Annotated in this window: 11 protein-coding genes and 1 pseudogene; 5 read left to right on the top strand and 7 right to left on the bottom strand. The window is 74.8% G+C overall.

All coding sequences use genetic code 11. The features are described 5' to 3' along the window. The first annotated feature begins 69 nt into the window (after positions 1-69). The 5 genes from ACZ55A_RS10605 (at position 70) to ACZ55A_RS10585 (ending at position 7,629) form a co-directional block, all read left to right on the top strand. Positions 70-1,257 carry an ATP-binding protein gene (locus tag ACZ55A_RS10605; RefSeq protein ID WP_468837198.1) on the top strand — a complete coding sequence of 396 codons (1,188 nt, stop codon included), beginning with the start codon at positions 70-72 and terminating at the stop codon, positions 1,255-1,257. Then, entirely contained in the window at positions 1,254-3,839 is a 2,586-nt protein-coding gene (locus tag ACZ55A_RS10600; protein ID WP_468837195.1) for a DUF5682 family protein, read from the top strand. The genes ACZ55A_RS10605 and ACZ55A_RS10600 overlap by 4 nt, the downstream gene beginning before the upstream one ends. A 137-nt stretch (positions 3,840-3,976) precedes the next feature. Next, positions 3,977-5,116, top strand: a complete 1,140-nt coding sequence (locus tag ACZ55A_RS10595) for a VWA domain-containing protein (protein ID WP_468837925.1) — start codon at positions 3,977-3,979, stop codon at positions 5,114-5,116. A gap of 134 nt (positions 5,117-5,250) precedes the next feature. Beyond that, entirely contained in the window at positions 5,251-6,147 is an 897-nt protein-coding gene (locus ACZ55A_RS10590; RefSeq protein WP_468837192.1) for a hypothetical protein, read from the top strand. Positions 6,148-6,240: 93 nt separating this feature from the next. Then, on the top strand, positions 6,241-7,629 hold the full coding sequence (locus tag ACZ55A_RS10585; protein WP_468837189.1) for a hypothetical protein: 1,389 nt from the start codon (positions 6,241-6,243) through the stop codon (positions 7,627-7,629). Positions 7,630-7,848: 219 nt separating this feature from the next. Here ACZ55A_RS10585 and ACZ55A_RS10580 read toward each other — a convergent pair. The 7 genes and pseudogenes from ACZ55A_RS10580 to ACZ55A_RS10550 form a co-directional block, all read right to left on the bottom strand. Next, a pseudogene (locus ACZ55A_RS10580) lies at positions 7,849-8,463 on the bottom strand (N-acetylmuramoyl-L-alanine amidase); the annotation flags it as partial. After that, positions 8,463-10,139 (bottom strand): DUF6519 domain-containing protein, encoded by a 1,677-nt coding sequence (locus tag ACZ55A_RS10575; RefSeq protein ID WP_468837187.1) that lies wholly within the window; start codon positions 10,137-10,139, stop codon positions 8,463-8,465. The gene ACZ55A_RS10575 and the pseudogene ACZ55A_RS10580, both read right to left, overlap by 1 nt. An 81-nt stretch (positions 10,140-10,220) precedes the next feature. Continuing rightward, a complete protein-coding gene (locus tag ACZ55A_RS10570) occupies positions 10,221-12,404 on the bottom strand; it encodes a hypothetical protein (RefSeq protein WP_468837185.1) in 2,184 nt (727 codons plus the stop codon). After that, positions 12,401-16,204 carry a putative baseplate assembly protein gene (locus tag ACZ55A_RS10565; RefSeq protein WP_468837182.1) on the bottom strand — a complete coding sequence of 1,268 codons (3,804 nt, stop codon included), beginning with the start codon at positions 16,202-16,204 and terminating at the stop codon, positions 12,401-12,403. The genes ACZ55A_RS10570 and ACZ55A_RS10565 overlap by 4 nt, the downstream gene beginning before the upstream one ends. Next, positions 16,201-19,428: a putative baseplate assembly protein gene (locus tag ACZ55A_RS10560; protein ID WP_468837180.1), complete on the bottom strand. Its 3,228-nt coding sequence runs from the start codon at positions 19,426-19,428 to the stop codon at positions 16,201-16,203. The genes ACZ55A_RS10565 and ACZ55A_RS10560 overlap by 4 nt, the downstream gene beginning before the upstream one ends. Further along, positions 19,425-19,814 (bottom strand): GPW/gp25 family protein, encoded by a 390-nt coding sequence (locus tag ACZ55A_RS10555; protein WP_468837177.1) that lies wholly within the window; start codon positions 19,812-19,814, stop codon positions 19,425-19,427. Before ACZ55A_RS10555 ends, ACZ55A_RS10560 begins: the two co-directional genes overlap by 4 nt. Then, positions 19,811-20,098 carry a hypothetical protein gene (locus tag ACZ55A_RS10550; protein WP_468837175.1) on the bottom strand — a complete coding sequence of 96 codons (288 nt, stop codon included), beginning with the start codon at positions 20,096-20,098 and terminating at the stop codon, positions 19,811-19,813. Before ACZ55A_RS10550 ends, ACZ55A_RS10555 begins: the two co-directional genes overlap by 4 nt. Positions 20,099-20,131 lie beyond the last annotated feature (33 nt).

Here is a 20,131-nt window from a genome sequence, read left to right as displayed (position 1 = left end):
GGCTTGATCCCGCAAGCGGCCGACGGGTTTTCACGCGGTCGGCCGCAGTCCTTGCGACGAGGGGGAGCCATGTCCGACCACACCTTTCACACGACCGGGAACGGCCTTCACAAGACCGGCGACGGGACCACGGCGGACCGCGCCGCGGCGGCCGGGACGGCGGCGGGGACGGGGGGCGGCGAGGCGCTGCGGCCGCATGCCGAGGACAGCTTCGCCGGGGAGCTGTCGGCGCTCGCCGCGGCCGACGACCGGCCGCGGCCGGAGCGCTGGCGGCTCTCGCCGTGGGCGGTCGCGACGTATCTGCTCGGCGGCACGCTCGCCGACGGCACGGTCATCACGCCCAAGTACGTCGGCCCGCGCCGGATCATCGAGGTCGCCGTGACGACGCTCGCGACGGACCGCGCGCTGCTGCTGCTCGGTGTGCCCGGCACGGCCAAGACCTGGGTCTCCGAGCATCTGGCGGCGGCCGTCAGCGGCGACTCCACCCTGCTGGTGCAGGGCACCGCGGGCACCCCCGAAGAGGCGATCCGCTACGGCTGGAACTACGCCCAGCTGCTCGCGAACGGCCCCAGCCGGGAAGCCCTGGTGCCCAGTCCGGTGATGCGGGCGATGGCGCAGGGCATGACCGCCCGGGTCGAGGAGCTGACCCGTATCCCCGCCGACGTACAGGACACGCTGATCACGGTCCTGTCGGAGAAGACCCTGCCCATCCCGGAGCTGGGGCAGGAGGTGCAGGCCGTGCGCGGCTTCAATCTGATCGCCACGGCCAACGACCGCGACCGCGGGGTCAATGAACTCTCCAGCGCGCTGCGCCGCCGCTTCAACACCGTGGTGCTTCCGCTGCCCGCGACCCCGGACGACGAGGTGGACATCGTCTCGCGCCGGGTCGGCCAGCTCGGCCGCTCGCTGGATCTGCCCGCCGTGCCGGAGGGCATGGACGAGATCCGCCGGGTCGTCACGGTCTTCCGCGAACTGCGGGACGGCCTGACCGCCGACGGCCGTACGAAGCTCAAGTCGCCGTCCGGCACGCTCTCCACGGCCGAGGCGATCTCGGTGGTGACGAACGGCCTGGCGCTGGCCACCCACTTCGGCGACGGCGTGCTGCGCGCCGGCGACGTCGCCGCGGGCATCCTGGGCGCCGTGGTCCGCGATCCGGCCGCCGACCGTGTCGTCTGGCAGGAGTACCTGGAGACGGTGGTGCGCGAGCGCGACGGCTGGAAGGACTTCTACCGCGCCTGCCGTGAGGTGACCGTATGAGCGGGCAGCCGCGGGAGGGGCATGGGCCGGTGCTGCTCGGGGTGCGGCACCACGGCCCCGGCTCGGCGCGGGCGGTGCGCGCCGCCCTGGACCAGTGCGCGCCCGCCGCCGTCCTGATCGAGGGCCCACCGGAGGCGGACGCGCTGGTGCCGCTGGCCGCGCAGGAGGACATGCGGCCGCCGGTCGCGCTGCTCGCCCATGTGCAGGACGATCCCGGCCGGGCGGCGTTCTGGCCGCTGGCCGCGTTCTCCCCGGAGTGGGTGGCGATGCGCTGGGCCCTGGAGCACGGCGTTCCCGTCCGCTTCATCGACCTGCCCGCCGCGCACTCCCTGGCCATGACGGACGGGGACGACGGGGCGGATGGCGAGGTCGGTGACGGCGGTGACGAGGGTGACGAGGGGGCAGGGGCGGGGCTGTCCGAGGAGGCCGGTGGGGGGAGCGGTGGCGCTGCCGGACTGCGGGGCGATCCGATCGGGGTGCTGGCCGAGACGGCCGGCTATGACGATCCGGAGCGCTGGTGGGAGGACGTGGTCGAGCACCGCGGGGCCGGGGGCACCTCCCGGGGGAGTGGCGCCGAGAGCGAGGGAGGCTCCGGTGCGGATGCGCTGGCGCCGTTCGCGGCGCTCGCCGAGGCCATGGGGGCGCTGCGCGAGGCGTACGGCGACGGCGGATTCTCCTCCGCTGCCGGCTCCGTTCGAGCGGGAGGTGACACCGACCCGGTGCGCGAGGCGCATATGCGGCTGCGACTGCGGGCCGCGCGCAAGGAGTTCGGGGACGGTATCGCCGTCGTGTGCGGGGCCTGGCACGTCCCGGCGCTGGAGCGGCGTACGACGATGGCCGCCGACCGGCAGCTGCTCAAGGGCCTGCCGAAGGCGAAGGTGGCCGTGACCTGGGTGCCGTGGACGCACCGGCGGCTGTCCCGCCGCAGCGGCTACGGCGCCGGTATCACCTCGCCCGGCTGGTACGGCCACCTCTTCAGCTCCCCCGACCGTCCCGTCGAACGCTGGCTCACCAAGGTCGCCCGAGTGCTGCGGGAGGAGGACTACGCGGTCTCGTCGGCGCATGTCATCGAGGCGGTGCGGCTCGCCGAGGGGCTGGCCGCGGTCCGCGGCCGCCCGCTGGCCGGGCTGCCCGAGCTGGACGAGGCGGTCCGGGCCGTCATGGGCGACGGGTCCGACGCACCGTCCCTGCTGATCCACGACCGGCTGGTGGTCGGCGAGGTGCTGGGTGAGGTCCCCGCGGGTGCCCCCGCGGTGCCGCTGCAACGGGACATCGCCCGCCATCAGCGGGCGCTGCGGCTCAAACCCGAGGCTCTGGAGCGGGAGCTGGAGCTGGATCTGCGCAAGGAGACCGACGCCGGGCGGAGCCGGCTGCTGCACCGGCTGCGGCTGCTCGGCATCCCGTGGGGCGAGCCCGCCGCCTCCCGCGGCAGTACCGGCACGTTCCGGGAGACCTGGCGGCTGCGCTGGGAGCCCGAGCTGGCGGTGCGGGTCGCGGAGGCCGGTATCTGGGGCACGACGGTGCTCTCCGCGGCCACCGCCAAGGCCGCGGCGGAGGCGACCGGTGCGGCCGCCCTCGCCGAGGTGACCGCGCTCGCCGAGCAGTGTCTGCGTGCCGAACTCCCCGACGCCCTGCCGGTGGTGATGCGCGCGCTGTCCGACCGTGCGGCGCTCGACGCGGACGTGGGCCGGCTCGCGCAGGCGCTGCCCGCCCTGGTCCGGTCCGTGCGCTACGGCGATGTGCGCGGCACGGACGCCACGGCGCTCCGCGAGGTGGCGACGGGGCTGGCCGAGCGGGTCTTCGTCGGACTGCCGCCGGCCTGCGCCGGTCTGGACGCGGACGGCGCCGCCGGGATGCGGGGCCCGCTCGACGCCACCCACCAGGCCGTCGCCCTCCTCGCCCAGTCGGTGAGCCCTCCGGAGACCCGGCCGGAGACCCCGCCGGGGACCCGGTCCGGGGTGCGGCCGGTGGGGCTGCGTGCGCGGTGGGCGGGGGTGCTGCGGTCGGTGAGCGAGCGGGACGCCGTACCGGGTCTGCTCCGTGGCCGGGCGGCCCGGCTCCTGCTGGACGACGGTGAGTTGGGGGACGGGGAAGCCGAGCGGCTGATGGGGCTGGCGCTCTCGCCGGGCACCGAGCCGACCGACGCCGCCGGCTGGATCGAGGGCTTCGTCGGCGGCGGTCCTGGCGGGGACGGCGGCATGCTGCTGGTCCACGACGAACGGCTGCTCGCGCTGCTCGACGGCTGGCTGACCAGCGTGCCGGACGCCGTGTTCACGGACGTACTGCCGCTGCTGCGCAGAACGTTCGCCGAGTACGAGGCCGGGGTGCGGCGCACGCTCGGCGAACTGATCCGCCGCGGCCCCGCCACCGCACGCGGCCGCGCGGGCGACACCGCGGCCCTCGCCCCGCCCGGCTTCGGCCCCGGCCTGGACCGCGACCGCGCCGCCGCCGTCCTGCCCACCCTGCGCCTGCTGCTGGGCATCGGGCAGTACGGCTTCGACGAGGAGCGGCCGGCGGACCGCCGACCGGACAGAGGGCTGAGGGAAGGCCTTACGAACGACCTTATGGGGGTGTCGAGTTGAGCGGGACTACGGCAGTTCACGGGACAAGCACAGTTCAAGGGACAACCACAGCTCAAGGCGCAACCACGGTTCAACGGACGACCACAGGCCAAGGGGCGACGACCGCAGTTCAAGGGGCCGAGGCGGAGGCGGAGCGGCTGCGGCGCTGGCGGCTGGTGCTCGGCGGGGGTGGCGCCGACGGTACGGGGTGTGAGCTGCGCGGGCGCGATGCCGCGATGGACGGGGCGCTGGCATCGCTCTACGGGCGGCAGAAGGGCAGCGGCGGCGACGACGGGCGGCGGACGGCGGGCCTGGGGGCCTCGGCGCCCGGTGTGGCGCGCTGGCTGGGCGACATCCGGACGTACTTCCCGTCCTCGGTGGTGCAGGTGATGCAGCGTGACGCCATCGACCGGCTGGGGCTGTCCGCGCTGCTGCTCGAGCCGGAGATGCTGGAGGCGGTCGAGGCCGATGTGCATCTGGTGGGCACCCTGCTCTCACTCAACAAGGTCATGCCGGAGACGACCAAGGAGACCGCACGGGCCGTCGTCCGCAAGGTCGTCGAGCAGCTGGAGAAGAAGCTCGCGACCCGCACCCGCGCCACCCTCACCGGCGCACTGGACCGCTCCGCGCGGATCAGCCGGCCGCGGCACCGCGATATCGACTGGGACCGCACGATCCGGGCGAACCTCAAGAACTACCTCCCGGAGTACCGCACGGTCGTCCCCGAGCGGCTGATCGGCTACGGCCGGGCCGCCCGGTCGGTGAAGAAGGACGTGGTGCTCTGCATCGACCAGTCCGGGTCGATGGCCGCCTCGGTCGTCCACGCCGCGGTGTTCGGCGCGGTGCTGGCGTCCATGCGGGCCCTCGACACCCGGCTCGTCGTCTTCGACACCGCGGTGGTCGATCTGACGGAGCAACTGGACGACCCGGTCGATGTCCTCTTCGGCACCCAGCTCGGCGGCGGTACGGACATCAACCGCGCGCTGGCGTACTGCCAGTCCCGTATCACCCGCCCCACCGAGACCGTCGTCGTCCTCATCAGCGACCTCTACGAGGGCGGCATCCGGGACGGGATGCTCAAACGGGTCGCCGCGATGCAGGCGTCCGGGGTGCAGTTCGTGACGTTGCTCGCACTGTCCGACGAGGGCGCGCCGGCCTACGACCGGGAGCACGCCGCGGCGCTCGCGGCCCTGGGCGCACCGGCGTTCGCCTGCACCCCGGACCTCTTCCCGGAGGTGATGGCGGCCGCACTGGAGAAACGGCCGTTGCCCATACCGGACATGGCGGAGCAACGGTGACCGATACGCCGGTGGGACTTGCGTGGCACCTGGCCCCTCGTGCAAGGATCAGGGCATCGCTCGATCGCCCGCGACGGGTATGACATCGAGGCCGTGTGCCCGGATGTCCCCGTCCGTATGGGAAGGTCCCCTCCTTGTCTGCTGTGTTCGCCCTGCCTGCCGCCGTGCGCCTGCCGCGCACGGTGGCCGTGCGGCGCGCACTGCTGGCCGGGTTCTTCCTGGTGGGTTTCGTCGCGCTCGGCTTCGCCTTCGGCCCCGGCGCCCATGCCGAGGACCGCACGGGCTCGCAGGCCCTGACCGGGGCAACGTCCCCGGCCGGGGACGGGGCCGAGGCGTCCTCCCCGGACCGGGCCGCCACCCGGGACGGGGCGACGGACGGCACGGATGACCCGGACCGGCTCTCCGGCTCCGGTTCCGAGTCCGCGTTCGAGCAGAAGAGCAAGGCAGCCGGCGCGAAGCTCGCCGACGGCACCCAGGCCGCGTCCGGCGAGCTCGCCGACGCGGTGCGGCCCGCCGCCGAGCGGACCGCGCCGGTCACCGGCCGGATCACCGAGCCGGTGAACCGCGTCGTCGGGGAGATCGGGGACACGGCAGGTGCCGTGCTTCCCGTGGACCTTCCGTCCGGTGAGCACGCCGAGCAGCCCGGCGACGGTGCCGCGCACGAGCACGGCCGTACCCCGGGCGGCGCGCAGCCGGCCGGTCCGCGGACCGACGCGACGGCGGCCGGTGCGGCGCTTCAGCCCGCGCACTGCTCCGCCGGTCTGCACAACGGGGCTGCCGAGCACCCCCGTTCGACCGTGCACGAGCAGCGGGATCCGGGCCACCAGGGCCTTCCGGGACAGCTCCCGCAGGGCCCCTCGGCTCCCGCCCCGCACACCGCCGGTGACGGCCATGGCCCCCGTGGCGGGGACCAGTACGCCGCCGTTCCGGCCGACTCCACGCGCTTCCGGCTGCTGCCCGGTGGCGTCCGCACGGCCGATGGCGCTCCGACGCGTCGGCGTGCCGAAGACATCCTCGAATTCCCGGGCTAGGGCAGACCGCTCCGCGTCTGTAACTGGACCTGCCGCGCGGGGGCGGGACAGGTCTGCCCTCAAACCCTCCTGAATTCGAAGGACTTCATCTCCATGCGCTCCAACATCCGTCGTTCCATCGTCGTTGCCGCTGCCGCCACCGGTCTGTGGGCCCTGGGTTCCGCTGCCGCCGGCGCCGCCGAGCTGCCCGTCTCCTCGGACCTGCCCACCACCGGCTCGGTGACCGACGCCACCAAGAAGCTGCCCACCGGTGAGGTGACCGGCACCGCCACGAAGGCCGCCACGACCGTCACCGACACCGCGAAGAAGACGGCGGGCGAGCTGGCCGGCAAGGCGACCGGTGCGCTCGGCGGCGGTGTGTCGACCCAGGACCTGCCCACCGGCGAGCTGCCGCAGCTCGGTGACGTCACCGGTCGCCTGCCCGAGACCGGCGACGTGCAGAAGACCGCCGACCTGAAGAAGGCCAAGAAGGCCGCGAAGGACGCCAAGAAGGCCGCGAACGGTGCCGGTCCGGTCAAGCTCGGCCGGCTCGCGGACGGCAAGCTGCCCGCCGCCCCGTCGCTGCCCGCGACCCCGGGCGTGCCGTCCGCCGGCCTGCCCAAGCTGCCGAAGGCTCCCGCGCTGCCGAAGGCCCCCGGCTCCGCCGACAACCTGCTGGCCGGTCTTGCCGGTGCGGGCATCCGCCCCGAGCAGCTGACGAAGCAGGCGCAGGCCGCGCTGGCCACCGCCCGTCCGGTCGTCGACAAGGCGGCCGCCGATGTGCTGCCGCCCGTCGCCCAGCGGATCGTCGTCAAGGTGGTGCCGGTTGCCCAGGGTGCGGTCGGCGGTGCCGGTCAGCTCGCCGGTGACGCGGCCGGCCAGGCGACGCCGTTCGTGACCGTCGTCGGTGGCCAGGCGCAGCTGTTCGTGCAGGACACCGCCGGTGACGCGGTGCCGTTCGCGCAGGGTGTGGCGACCGACGCGGCCGCCTTCGCGCAGGGCGAGGCCACCGGCGCGGTGCCGTTCGTGCAGGGCAAGGCGGGCGACGCCGCGGCGTTCGCGCAGGGTGCGGCCGCTGACGCCACGCCGTTCGCCCAGGGCCTGGGCACCGTCGTGGTGACCGACGCGCAGGGCACCGCCACCAAGGCCGTCGCCGGTGTGCAGGGCGTGACCCCGGTCAAGTCCGTGCCGTCCGTGCCCGCCGCCCCGGCCGTTCCCGCGGTTCCCGCCGCCCCGTCCGTCCCGGCCGTCCCGTCCGTCCCGGCCGTCCCGTCCGTGCCCGCGACCCCGGCCGTTCCCGCCGTCCCGGCCAACCTGACCGACGCCGTCGCCGTCCCGGCCGTTCCCGCCGACCTGGCCGTCCCGGCCGTTCCCGCCGTTCCGGCCAACCTGACCGACGCCGTCGCCGTCCCGGCCGTGCCCGCCGACCTGGCCAAGCTCACCAACGCCGCCAACATCCCGGCGCTGCCCGTCCTCCCGGCCCTCCCGGTCCAGGGCGTCTGAGGCCCGGACAGACTGACCGGCTCGTCGGCCGCGGCGGCGGCCGAACGCCGTAGACACACCCAAGAACAGCCGGGCGGACCTCTGTGGGGGAGGGCCGCCCGGCTCTGGTGTGTCAACGCACCCATGAGGCGGGGCAACTGCCTCTGCGTGGGCGCCAAGGCCCCGATCAAACCTGGGGGTTGAGCACCCGCCGCCGCTCCCGGCTCACCCCTCGCCCCGCTCCGGCGCGCCCTCCGGTGCCTTCGCCAGCCGCTGCTTGATCCGGCCCCGCAGCTGGTTCATCACGATGCCGCGCGGATCGACCTTCCCCGGCTGCCACTCCTTGTGCCCGATGACCGAGCGCTCGGTCCAGCCGTGCGCCCGGCAGATCGCCGCCGCGGCCTTCTCGATGGCGATCCGCTGCTCCTCGGGCCAGGTGTCCTTGCCGTCGCCGAGGTTGATGCACTCGAAGCCGTAGAAGTACCGGTTGCCGTCGGTGTCCGCGGCGTTGTCCGCCGGCAGCCGCGGATCCTCGTTGATCACCGCTTCCAGGACGTCACGGTCGCCGAGCCCGGCGTGGTTGGCGCGGCCGTTGCCGACGAGGTGGATCTCGCCCTTCTTGTCGATCACGCCGTGGCAGAGCGGCCCCGGCAGGTCGGACCGCCCGTCGTAGCACAGGTCCACCGAGGCGTCGGTGCCCTCGGTGGCGGTGTGGTGGATCATCACCCCGTGCATCGGGCCCCACCGGCCCTTCTTGTTGCGGTTGTGGTGACGCCAGTCGCGGACCTCGTGCACGACCAGGCCCTCGGCGCGCAGCGCCGCCAGCAGCTTGCCCGCGGTCAGGGGAGTGGCCATCAGCCTGCACCCCCCTCGTCGACGGCGGCCTCGGCCTCGGCGGTGGTCTGTGAGCGGCTCGGCGCCGGCCGGGTCGTGTCGTGGCCCGCGCCCGCCGGGTCGTACGCCCCGCCGCCCGCCTCCTCGGTGCGGGCCTCCTCCTCGGCCCTGGCCTCCTCCTCGGCGGCCAGTGCCGCGTCGTCCGCCGCCGGGATACCCGCCGCCAGCGGCCGGAAGGCCAGCCGCAGATCGGTTTCGGCCTGCTCACCTGCCACCCATGCCAGCGGCGCGAAGTGCACCTCGATTCCGGCCGGGTGGACCAGCAGCGGCCGGCGCGCGGTATCCGTCGGCCACTCCACTCCGCCGGTGGCCGTACGGGCCGGGATCAGCCAGTAGTCACCGGTGCGGTAGTGGCCGCCGGGTGCGAAGTACACCTCGACGCCGTCCTCCAGCGGCAGCCAGGCGCCCTCCTCGACGGGCAGCGCCCCGTGCTTGAGCCGTGCCGCCCGTTCGCCCCGTCTGCCGGTCTGCCGGCTGCCTTCGTGGTGGTCCCAGCGGCGCAGGAACGGATGGAGTTCGGGCCGCCGCCCGACGCCCGGTGCGGGCTCGCCGGACAGCCGCACCCGGCGGCCCGGCAGATCGACCTCCTCCACCCGCAGCAGCGGCGCCGCCTCGCCCCGGCTGGTGTAGGCGGTGTCGACGAACTCGACCCGGTCGCCGACGTTCAGATCGAGCTTGTCGTCGCCGCCGAGCGTCGCCAACTCGACCCAGGTGCCGTCGAGTTCATCGACCGGGAAGGTGACCGAGCCGTTCTCCCTGGACCAGGTGAAGGTGGCGTCCTGCGCGGTGCCGGGGTCATGCACCTCGACCCGGTAGAGCTGGTTCTCCGGGCCCCGGTAGCGGGCGTCCGGGGCGACCAGGCAGGGCTCGTCGTCCGCGTGGTCCGGGCGCTCGCTGCGCGCCGCGAGCCGGGAGCCGGGTGCGGCCGCCTTTCGCGCCCACTCCGCGAACGCCTTACGGATCTCGTCGACCGGCGGGGTGTGGCCGGTCAGCCCCAACGCGTCGGCGGGCAGCGGCAGTACCTGCCAGACCACCTTCGTACGGGCCGCGGTGTCCGGCAGCGCCGAGCCCAGCGCGACCTCGCGCAGCGCCGGGTCCTCCGCCGCGGTGACCACCCGCTCCCACACCTTGAGGTAGGCCAGGTAAGGGAAGGAGCCGGGCAGCCGGTCGCCGGGCCGCTCGGGGTCCCGGAACCCGTCGGGCTGGTCCCAGTACGTCCAGGTCGCGGGCGCGGCGGCCGGCTCACCCGCGCCTTCGCCCCCGCCCTGGCCGGTGCCCGCCGCGCCGTCCTTGCCGTCCGCTTCGTGCGCGCCGGACGCGCCGGTGGCGGGTACCGGGACGCCGGGCTGCGGACGGGTGGCGTCGCACAGGATGCCGTCCACGTAGTAGCGGCCGCCGCCGATGACCAGGTCGTCCAGTTCGTGGCTGCCGCCCTTGAGGGTGATCCGGAAGCCGGTGGCGCCGCTCGGTCCGCCGTGCGCCCCGATCAGATCGGCGGCGAGGGTACGGGCCTGGAACAGCTGGATCGCGGTCTGTTCGTTGGCGTCGGCGTCCAGCTGCACCCGGCCCTGCTGGGCGACGACCGCGGAGTAGTGACGCTCCGGGCGGTGGGTGAGGCGCGAGAGATCAGCGTGCATGGCAGGGGTCCCCCTCGTACGGGATGCTCGGAAGGTCGAAGACGGACGGCCGGTGACGGCGGCTTGCGGCCGGGGGACGGGTCAGGTCACGAACACCACCCCCGCGTCGCTGCCCGCCGGTGTGTACTCCGCCAGCCGGGCCCGCAGGCTGTCCTCGCGCTGCGGCTGGTACAGGTCGTGGTACGCGCCCATCTCGGCGCCGTCCTCCGCGCCGCGCCGGATCTCTTCCGCACAGCCGTCCGCCAACTGCCCGTACCACGGCGTCCCGTAGCGCTCGCTGCGCAGCAGCGGCCGTACCCGCGCGGCGTCGTCCCGGCCTGCCAGGTCCGGCTGGCAGCGGTAGCGGCGCGGGGTGCGCGAGCCCGGCGGTACATAGCTGAACCGCAGACAGCCGACCCCGCGCCGGGCGACGTGCATACGGCCGGTGAACAGGGAGTTCTCGGCGAGCTCCACGGCGTGGGTGTGCACCTCGCCGAGGACCGTCGTCCGGTGGGCGTACAGCACCGCGTGCGCATGCCGGCAGTCCGGCGCCGACAGCGCCTCGCGGTCGGCGCCGGTGGCGTCCAGGACGGAGTCGCGCAGGTGGATCGGCAGCGGGTCGGTGCCCACCTCGTCGCCGATCACCTCGATGGTGCCCAGGATGCAGCGGTCGATCTCTACGCAGGCGGTGGTCCGGTCCAGGACCAGGCTCGGTTCCTCGGGAGAGGCCGGATGGCACTCCGGCTCCAGGGACCAGCCCGGTACGAGGGTGCAGTGGCGCAGCACGACCGCGCCCATCGGGCCGGTGACGTTCAGCCCGCGTCCGGTGACCAGCAGCCCGTCCAGCACCATCCGCGGCCGCTCGCCGGCCGCGCAATCCTCCTCCCGGGCCCGGATGTTGAGCGCGTCCGGCCGGTTGCTGTACCAGTCGAGCAGCCGGATGACGGGGCGGGTGCCCTCCGCGGCGCGCAGCTCCAGCCGGTCGCCGGGGCCGAGGTCGAAGTCCAGCTGCTCCTGGTAGGCGCCGCTGTGGGTGATCTCGATGATGCCGTCGGGGCCGCACCGGCCGGCCCGCCGGTCGTGCTGCCACGCCCCGTACGCATCCATGATCCGCTGGTGCGCCTGGCCCGGCCCCACCCGGTAGACGGCGGCGTCCGCCGGGGTCTCTCGCTCACGCGGGTACTCACCGCCGCCCAGCTCGTCCCCGAACGCGTAGTGGTAGTCCACCCATACGCCCTGCCGGGGCGCCGACCGGGCGCCGAACGCGATCCGGCCCAGCTCAGGGTCGACGGCGACCTGCCCGCGCCCGGGCCGGTAGCGCCAGTCGCTCAGGTCCGCGACGACGAGGTCGGACAGCGGCACCGGGGTCTCGTGGCCGTCCCGCCGGATGACGAAGCTCTTCCCCGGCCCGTAGTAGTCCGCGAGCCGGTCGTGCAGCTGCCGGCGCCGGATCGGGGCCGGCACGTTGTCGAGCGTGGCGAGGTGCGCCGCGGACGGCTCCGGCTCCGGCCGGGTCACCAGCGCCGTGTCGTTGCCCAGGAGGGAGAAGGTGTAGAGGCTGCGGGCCCGGTCGATGCAGTACGCGGGCGCCCGCGTCACCGGGTACGGCTTCAGCCGCCAGACGAACAGCCCCACCCCGGCCGGGGTGTAACCCCCTTGCGTGCGGCGGGAGCCGGCCCGCCGCACGTCCACCGAGCGGGCCACCGTGCCGAACGGCCCGCCGGCCAGGTCCAGCGCCGCCCCGTCCCGCAGGTCCACCAGCCGCCCGCGCCCGGCCCGCCGCGCATTGACGGCCTCGGTGCCCGACCCGTACAGCTTCACCGGCTGGTGGTGCGCGAGAAGCCGGGAGAGCTCCACCGCCCGGGCCGGCCGGCCCGCGACCGACTCCGACAGCTCCTCCAGCAGTGCCAGGGTGCCCTTGCGCCGCCGGTTGCCGACCGTCGCCGCCACATCGCGGCGCGGCGCCAGCGCCTCGGCCAGCCGCCGCCGTGAGGAGTCCGGCAGCCCGCCGTCCCGCAGCCCGGTCGCCAGCACCCGTTCGTACCCGGGCAGCGGGCGGTACCCCACCAGGTCCCCGAGGTACGGCAGCACCCACGCGGCGGCGGTCTCCACGAACCAGTCGTCGTACTGCTGGGCGACACCGTCCCGTACCCGGTCCACCTGCTCGGCGATCACGGCCAGCAGGGCGCGCAGCGGCTCGCCGTGCCCGGGGTCTTCGGAGTCCCGCAGCCGGTGCCACTGCGGCAGCAGCTCCGCGAGCCCGTCCGGCTCCCTGCTCGTGGTCATCGGGTCACCTCCGTGAGGATCAGGGTGTCCGCCACCTGCGGCGGGAACAGCGCGAGCTGGGCCGGGCGGATACCGCGGAAGACGCAGACCGCGCGGCCCTTCGGCAGCGGCCGGGTGTCGGTGATGTCGGGGTTGAGGCGCAGCAGTTCGGCGAGCGGGATGCCGTGGTGGGCGGCGATCGCGGTGAGGGTCTCCCCGCCGTCCGCGGTCACCTCGTGGAGCTGTTCGTCGTAGGTGGCGAGCCGGGACGCCACCGTCGCGCGCGGCGGATCGGCGAACTGCCCGGCGAGCGAGGCGAGCCCGGCGGGCGTCGCGGACGCCGGGACGCCCGTGAAGACATCCACGTCGACGTGGTCGACGCCCGGTACCAACTGGGCCGCGGCCAGCACCTCGGACAGCTGCGCCGGCTGACCCAACTCCCGCCCTTCATAGCCCAGTTCGGCCATCAGCGCCTGCCGCACCCGCGGCTCCACCAGCGACCACGAGTGGTCCGGCGCCACCTTCACCTTCGCCGCGCACAGCAGCAGCACCGGCTCACGCACGTCCACCCGCACCGGCAGCCGGGCATCGCCGTACTCGGCCAGCGAGGACCGCAGCGCCCGCAGCACCTCCGCGTCCGGCGCCAGAGGAGTGTCGTCGACCCCCGCCACCGTCACATGCAGCACCTTCCGCCGCCCGTCGAAGAGTTCACGGGCCGAGGCCCGGCCGATCCCGGCCCGGGAGCGCGCGAAGTCCTCGTAGTCCGTGAGCGAGACCAGCCGGTCCAGCGCGGACACCGACAGCGGTACCGTCCGCCGGGTGAGCGCAGGACCGTCGGCGTCCGCGCCGCCGCTCGCCGGCTGCGGATTGGTCACGCCGGTCACCCCGAGCGGCCGGGTGACCGCCTGGGTGACGCGGTGCGCCGCCACGTTCGCGGCCCGCCCGGTGCCGAAGCGGTACCTGGCCCGTACGTTGTCGTGGCCGCTCGGCAGCCGCGCGCCGTGCACGCCGTCGCCGAACGTCACCGTCGTCCGGCCCTCATCGGTCGTCCCGGTGACATACACCCGCTCGGTCGGCCCCCGCCCGGCCAGACTGTCCACCGCGTGCCACAGCAGCCCGTCGACGCGTACCTCCAGCTCCGGGGTGGCGCCCAGAGGGTTGTCCGCAGGAAGCCAGGTCAGCGGCGACTGCCAGAGCGCGAAGGTCTGGTGGGCGCGGGCGGCGTCGCCGCTGCCGATCGGCTCGTCCCGGCTCTCGCCGTGTGTGGCCGGCACGACGTTGCCCTGGATGCGGACGGTGTCCCGCCGGTACCGGTGGGCCAGGTCCGCGGTGAGGGTGAGGACCGTGTGGACGTGGTCGCCGGGCAGGTCCGGGTCCAGCCGCTGGTCGACCGAGGCGATCACGGCCAGTTCGGTGGCGCGCAGCGCCGCCCCCGGGATGTCGGTGCGCTCGCCGGAGACGATCAGGCGCCGCCCGGGCCGCAGCCCTTCGTAGAGCTCGGCCAGCTCCAGTTCGTTGCCGTGCACGTCCTCGCCCAGCGGCTCGTCCGCCATCCGCAGCGGTTCACCGGCCGCGTACACGGTCGTGTCCCGGATCGCGGAGAGCAGCACGTCGTGCTCGTCCAGCCAGGGGTCGGCCAGGGTCAGTTCGGTGCCGCGGCCGGTGATGCCGAAGTCGGTGTACGCGGCGGTCCGCACCGCCGTCACCCTGGTGGTCACCAACGCCAGCTTCGCGTCCCCCGGGATGCCGTCCGCCCCGCCCGTGCCCTTACGGGGCCGCCGGACGGCGACCCAGCTGCCGACCGTGATGCCGTCCTGCACCGAATCCAGCGGCAGCACACGGCGGTTGGCGGGTGCCGGGACGGTGGCGATGCCGATCTCCACGGCGGGCGGTTCGCTGCCCGGTGTGCGGCGCACGGTCACCTCGTACGCGCCGTGCCGGATCTGGTCCCGCTCGCCCGGCTTCAGGTGCCAGGTCCTGGTCTCGCCGTTGTGCACCGCGACCTCGATCCGGCCCCGGTCGTCCGGGCGGCCCACGAACAGCGTCCGCTCGGGCAGACCGGGCAGCAGCCGGGCGGTGATCCCGGCCTCCTGCGAATCGGCCGGGCGGCGCCCCAGCCAGCTCAGATCGTGGTCCTGGCCGGTGCGGGTGGACAGCTCCACCCGGCCAGGACCGAAGGCGAACGGCTCGTCGGACGGCAGATCCACCGTGCGCTGCACCGTCGTGCCGGCCTCGATGTGCTCGAACTCCGCCCGCACCGGCACCTTCCCCGCCGTGTCGTAGACGATCCGCATGCCGGTCAGTACACCGCCGGTCAGCGGCCAGTCGGACTGCCGGATCACCCGGCCCTTGTCGTCCTGCACGGGCTTGAGCGGCGCGGTCGCCCCGAAGGGAGCGGCGGTCACCCGCATCGCCAGCAGCTCCCGCAGCGCGGCGGGGGCGGGCGGCGCGGTCTGCCGCCACGCCGCGTACATCCCGTCCGCCAGGCGCGGGTCCAGGGCGGACAGCAGCCGCGCGGACAGGTCCGAGCCGGGCGCCAAGGGGTGGCCGTGGGCGGCCCGGGTGCCGGACGGCGGGCGGACGACGCGGGTGCGGAGGGCGGGCAGCAGGGCGGCGAGGGCGTGCAGCGCCGCCGCCCCCGCCCCGCCGGCCGGTGCCGGCCTCGCCGTGGCCGGCACCGTGCGGGCGGGCGCCAGCCGCGCCGCCCGCTCCCGCAGCTCGCCGACCACCGCCGCCAGCTCCTCGAACCAGGCCGCGACCTCCTCGTACGGCGCGGCCAGCACCTGCGCCTCGGCCAGCCGCTCGTGCGGCCCGGCCAGCCGTTCGGCGAACGCGCCGGGCGACGTCCCGGCCTCGCCGTCCAGGTCCTTGCGCAGCGGCGCCAGCACCTGGACGTCGAAGGTCTCGATCAACTTGCTGACGGGGCGCGGGTTCGGGGTCTGCGGGGTGGGCGGCCCCGGCTCGTCGGGATCGTCCGGGTCACCCCCGTCCCGCGGTGCGGTGATCCACTGCCGCAGCTCGGCCACCAGCTCCTTGAGCGTGGGCGGCGCGGACCGCGGCAGGGTGATCGCGGTGAGGCCGGTGGCGTCCACGTCCCGGTCGATGCGCACCCGCGCCACCGGCAGCAGCAGCTGCTGCGTCCCGCCGAAGTCGAAGAGCAGCTGGTCGCCGGTCTGAAGGGAGGCCGACGTGCCCGCCACGAACAGCTCCGATCGGGTGGCCAGGTCCTCGGGGACCAGCAGGGCAGGGCGGCGGCTGCGCACCGTCAGCTCGTTCCACGCCCAGCGCGCCGTCAGATCCTCGTCCGTCTCGAAGGTCTGTGACTCCTCCCCGGTGGTGGCCGGGACGCTGTGGCTGCGCGACCCGCGGGGGATGACCACCGGCAGGTCCTCGGCGCGCGGATCCTTGTCCAGGGTGTACGCGAGGTGGGTGCCGGCCGCGACGCCGGGCCGCGGGCGGTGCCCCACCAGCCGCCCCAGGAGGGCCAGCGACCGGTGTTCGTTCGCGGTCCGCAGATACCCCTCGTCCGCGATCCGCTCGCTGTGGAAGGTCAGGACGTCACCGAGCACCGCCCAGGCGTCGAGCAGACCGATCGCCGGGTCGTCCGCGGCCCGCACGGTCAGTTGGCGCAGCGCCGGGTAGGCGGGCGAGGCGAGCCGGTCGAGCATCCCGGCGAGGAAGGTGTCGTGGTCGCCGACGCGGTAGTGCAGGGCCGTCCGGCCCGGCGGGTTGTAGAGGGCGTCGGGGGCGCGCCGCTCGTCGCTGCCGCCGCTTCCCCCGCCGCAGCCGCAGCCGCAGCCGCGGCCGGCAGTGCCGTTCATCGTGCACCCCCGCTCGTGCCGAACTCGATGACCAGCCGCCCGTTCTCCGGCCGTTCCGGGTCGTTGTCGCACACGGCGATCTCCAGCGGGCCGAGCCGCAGCACACCGTCCTCCCGTTCTCCGTTGTCCTGATGGAACAGCCGCCGCAGCCGGGTCACCCGTACGCTCCGCACGCCCGGCACGGCCGCGGCCACCGCGACCAGACGGCTCAGCCGGACCGGCTCGCCGAAGGTCAGCGCGTCCGGATGGAAGAAGCCGAGCCGGCCGCCGGACAGCCGCCGGCTGCCCAGCACCCGGTACAACTCGGCCAGGATCTGGCCGTGTTGGTGCCCCGGCGCGGCACACACCTCCAGCGCCAGGTCCACCGGAACCGTCCGGGCCGGCTCCACGACCAGGTCGTGCCCGATCCGCCGGTAGCGCTCCAGCGCGTACGCGACCGACTCCAGCAGCCGGGGACCCGCCTCACCGGTCCCCGCCGCGTCGACGGCCACATGCGCCTCCTGGACGCTGCCGGTCCAGCGGATCTCCGCCGCCGCCCGCTGCACACCCGGCAGGGCCGACGCCAGCTCCGCGTAGTCCGCCGCGGTGACCGCCCGGTGCCGGGTGCGCTTCAGGTCGAGCGGTGCGAGCTGCCGCACCTGCTCGACGGGCTCGGGCGCGGTACCGCCGGTCGCCGGCAGCGGATTGCGCACACCGGCCACCGGCAGCGGAGCGGCGGCCTCCGAGGACTCCGGGTCCCGGCTGAGGACCAGATGGTTGATCGCCTCGGCCCCGACGTTGCCCGCCCGGCCGCCGCCCAGCCGGTAGTGCAGCGTCAGCCGGCTGCCCGGCTCGGGACGGGCGCCGTACCGCCCGTCCCCGAAGCGCAGCGCGATCCGCCCCCCGTCCTCCAGCTCACCGACGAAGTGCCGGTCGCGCGGGCCGCTGCCGAGGAGGTCGCGGCGCGGCGTCCAGGTCGCTTCGCCGTCGTCCTCGGTGAGCCGTACGGCGGGCAGCGCGGCCCGCGGATCGGGCACCAGCGTGGCCGCCGGGCCGTGCAGCACCGGCTCGTCCGGATGCAGCCCCACCGCGTACGGCGGGCCCCAGCTCTGCGCGATCTCCCAGGCGATCCGCCCGTCCAGCACGGCCCCCGCACGGGCCCGCGCGGTCAGCACCTCCAGCCGGCGCAGCTTGCCGTCCAGCAGCCGGTCCCCACGGTGCAGCAACTCCCGCAGCGCCCGCACGGGATGCCGGCGCAGCTCCAGCCGTTCCAGGACCTTGAGGCCGAAGAGCACCGCCAGTTCGGCGACCTCGTCCTCCGACAGCCCGTCGTGGTCACGGGCGCTCCGCCACAGCTCCACCAGCCGCGCCCGCACCCGCTCCCGGATGCCCGCCAGCCGGCCGGCCTGCCCCGCGGCCACCTGCGCGGGCTGCGGGAAGGGCACCGTCTGGGCGACGGGTGAGCGGTGCAGTACGGGCCGGAAGCGCGGCGCGATGCCCGGGTGGACGGACTGCGCCAGCAGGGTGCGCAGCGCCCCGGCCTGGGCGTGCACGGTCCCCGGCACCACCCTCCCCCGGCCACCGCCGGGAGGCGCCCCCACGCGCCGCCGCCCCGCCGCCTCCAGGCCCAGCCCCGCCCGTACGGTCGCCTCCTCCCCGACCACCCGGAACAACGTCCCGATGTCGTCCGGCGTCAGCGCCTGATGACAACTCACCTTCGTGAGGAGGCGGTTGAGGGTCCGCGCGGTGGCGTTCCCGCCGCCCGTGCGGTCGCCGCAGCCGAACGCGGGCGGCTCGCACGACGCGAGGACGGCCGGCACGGGCGGCACGATGACGGTTTCCGGGACGCCGCCGGGGTCCTGCCCGAAGGTGACCGACCGCCCGTGATCCACCAGGACGACATTGCCGCGGGCCACACTCACGTCCTCCACCGGCACACAGTCCGGACCGCCCCGGGTGGCCAGACACAGCGGGAAGGCCAGCGCGTCCTCCGGAGCCCAGGTCACCTCCAGCACCGGCTGGTCGTCTAGCCGATCGACGCCGGGGGTGACGGAGATGAGCCGGACCGTCTGCCGGTGCGCCGGGTCCTGGTCGCCCGGCGTGCCGGTACGAGGCCCCTTGACCTCCTCGAAGAGCAGCAGATCGCCGGGGGAGAGGCGGAGGGCGCGGGCCTCGCGGCCGTCGTCCTCCCATGCGTCCCGTAACGTCGCGCTCGTCGCCCCCCGGGGCAGCGAGCACACCTCCCCGCCCCAGGTCCACAGCCGAATGGCGTTGTGCGCGGGCCGTACGGTCAGCGGCGTCTGCGCCACCGGCTCGAAGACCTCCACCGCGCCCCGCTCGTCCAGCACGGCCAGATCCCGGTCGTCGAGGACCGTCCCGGTCTCCGGCCGGTCCCGCGGCCCGTACGTCCGGGTGTCGACGGCGGCGAAGCGGAACTCGCCGGGGAGGAGCGTCAGTTCGTCGACGGCCTCCACCGCCACGAACGCCCGCGCACTGCACCCGTCGTGCATCGGGTAGTCGATGAGCCGCACATGCCGCCGTACCGACACCCGTCGCCGCGCCGTGTCGAGATACGCCTCGGTCGCCACCGCGTCCTGCTGATAGCTGATCCGGTCCGCCGTGTACGCCAGCAACTCGACCAGCGTCATGCCCAGATCCGCCGGACTGCGCTCGACCCAGTCGGGAGTGGTCAGCCGCAGCCGGTCCAGGGCGAGCTGCCGGAGGGTGTCGTAGTCGCGGGCGGTGTAGTCGATCACGGGCGCAGGCCGGAAGGTGTCCGGGCAGGCGTCCCCGCCGCCGCTGTCGTCGGTGCAGTCGAAGGGGCTCGGGCAGTCGGGGCGGAACGAGAACTCCGCGCTGAAGTACCGCTGGTCGAAGCCCTCGTACGGTGCGGTGCCCGGCCGCCCGTACGGGTCGGTCCCGACGAGCGACAACCGGTAGCGGGAGGTGTCACCGGCCCGGTCCAGCGTCACATACAGCCGGTCGTCGAGCTCGGGATCCTCCTCCCGCTCGACGGACACCTCCAGGGCCTCCAGTCCGGTGATCCGGCGCCCGCCGTCGATACGGACGTTCTCCGGACGCAGCCCGTGCGGCGCCTTCCCCAGAAAGGTGACCGTCAACGTCACCCCGTCGTCCGCCACTTCCACGGCATCGATGCCGTTGAGGCGCGCGGCCCTGACCCGCGTACGGCGGTCCTCCGTCGCCCGTGTCCCGTCGGCCGCGGTGCCGTTCCCCTGCCGGCTCATCCCTCGCCCCGCCCCTCGAAGACCTCGTCCCGCCGGCTCGCGGTGGAGCGCACGACGTACCGCAGAGACACCCGTACGACGTTCTCCTCGCTCACCACGTCCAGCGCTTCGACCTCGATCAGATCCCCCAGCCACCGCTGCAACGAGGCCTGGACGGACAGCTCCACGGCCGACGCCAGCTCCGGACTGTTCGGCGTGAACACCAGGTCCAGCAGCCCGCACCCGAAGTCCGGCCGCATGACCCGCTCACCCGGGCTCGTGAACAGCAACTGCTCGATCAGATCCCGCACATGCGCGTCATGGCCGGCATGTGCGGTCCGCCCCCGCCGGTCGATCCGGAACGGAAACGCGATCTCCGTACGCACCTGCTGCCGTGTGCTCCTCATCGGCTGAACACCCCCTGGCCCTGGTGGACGGATGCCACGACCGGCGGCCCCTGCGGCACCGGCCCGGCGCTGAAACACATCGCCGCGGTGCTGTCCAGCAGCACCGGCACCCCGTCGACGCACACCGCCCGGTCACCCGCGCCCGGGGTCCACCGCACGCTCGTACAGGGCCGCGGACGCCCCGCCTCCGCATGCGGACACCCACTGACCGCGAACAGATCCGCTGCCGTGGCCACCGGCGCCCCGTCGATCCGCACCGCCGCACCGCCGCGCGCGGCCGCCACCACCCGCCCGCCATGCGGACAAGCAAGGGCCGA

It is taken from the genome of Streptomyces sp. NPDC034111 (assembly GCF_055575375.1).
Note: the sequence above shows the minus strand (reverse complement) of the source record. Positions and strands in the feature narration are given on the sequence as shown.

Excerpts from the sequence above, each read along its gene's own strand:
- ACZ55A_RS10585 (WP_468837189.1), top strand. The coding sequence starts at position 6,241 with ATGCGCTCCAACATCCGTCGTTCCATCGTCGTTGCCGCTGCCGCCACC.
- ACZ55A_RS10600 (WP_468837195.1), top strand. The coding sequence starts at position 1,254 with ATGAGCGGGCAGCCGCGGGAGGGGCATGGGCCGGTGCTGCTCGGGGTG.
- ACZ55A_RS10560 (WP_468837180.1), bottom strand. The coding sequence starts at position 19,428 with ATGAGCCGGCAGGGGAACGGCACCGCGGCCGACGGGACACGGGCGACG.
- ACZ55A_RS10570 (WP_468837185.1), bottom strand. The coding sequence starts at position 12,404 with ATGACCACGAGCAGGGAGCCGGACGGGCTCGCGGAGCTGCTGCCGCAG.
- ACZ55A_RS10605 (WP_468837198.1), top strand. The coding sequence starts at position 70 with ATGTCCGACCACACCTTTCACACGACCGGGAACGGCCTTCACAAGACC.
- ACZ55A_RS10555 (WP_468837177.1), bottom strand. The coding sequence starts at position 19,814 with ATGAGGAGCACACGGCAGCAGGTGCGTACGGAGATCGCGTTTCCGTTC.
- ACZ55A_RS10565 (WP_468837182.1), bottom strand. The coding sequence starts at position 16,204 with ATGAACGGCACTGCCGGCCGCGGCTGCGGCTGCGGCTGCGGCGGGGGA.
- ACZ55A_RS10575 (WP_468837187.1), bottom strand. The coding sequence starts at position 10,139 with ATGCACGCTGATCTCTCGCGCCTCACCCACCGCCCGGAGCGTCACTAC.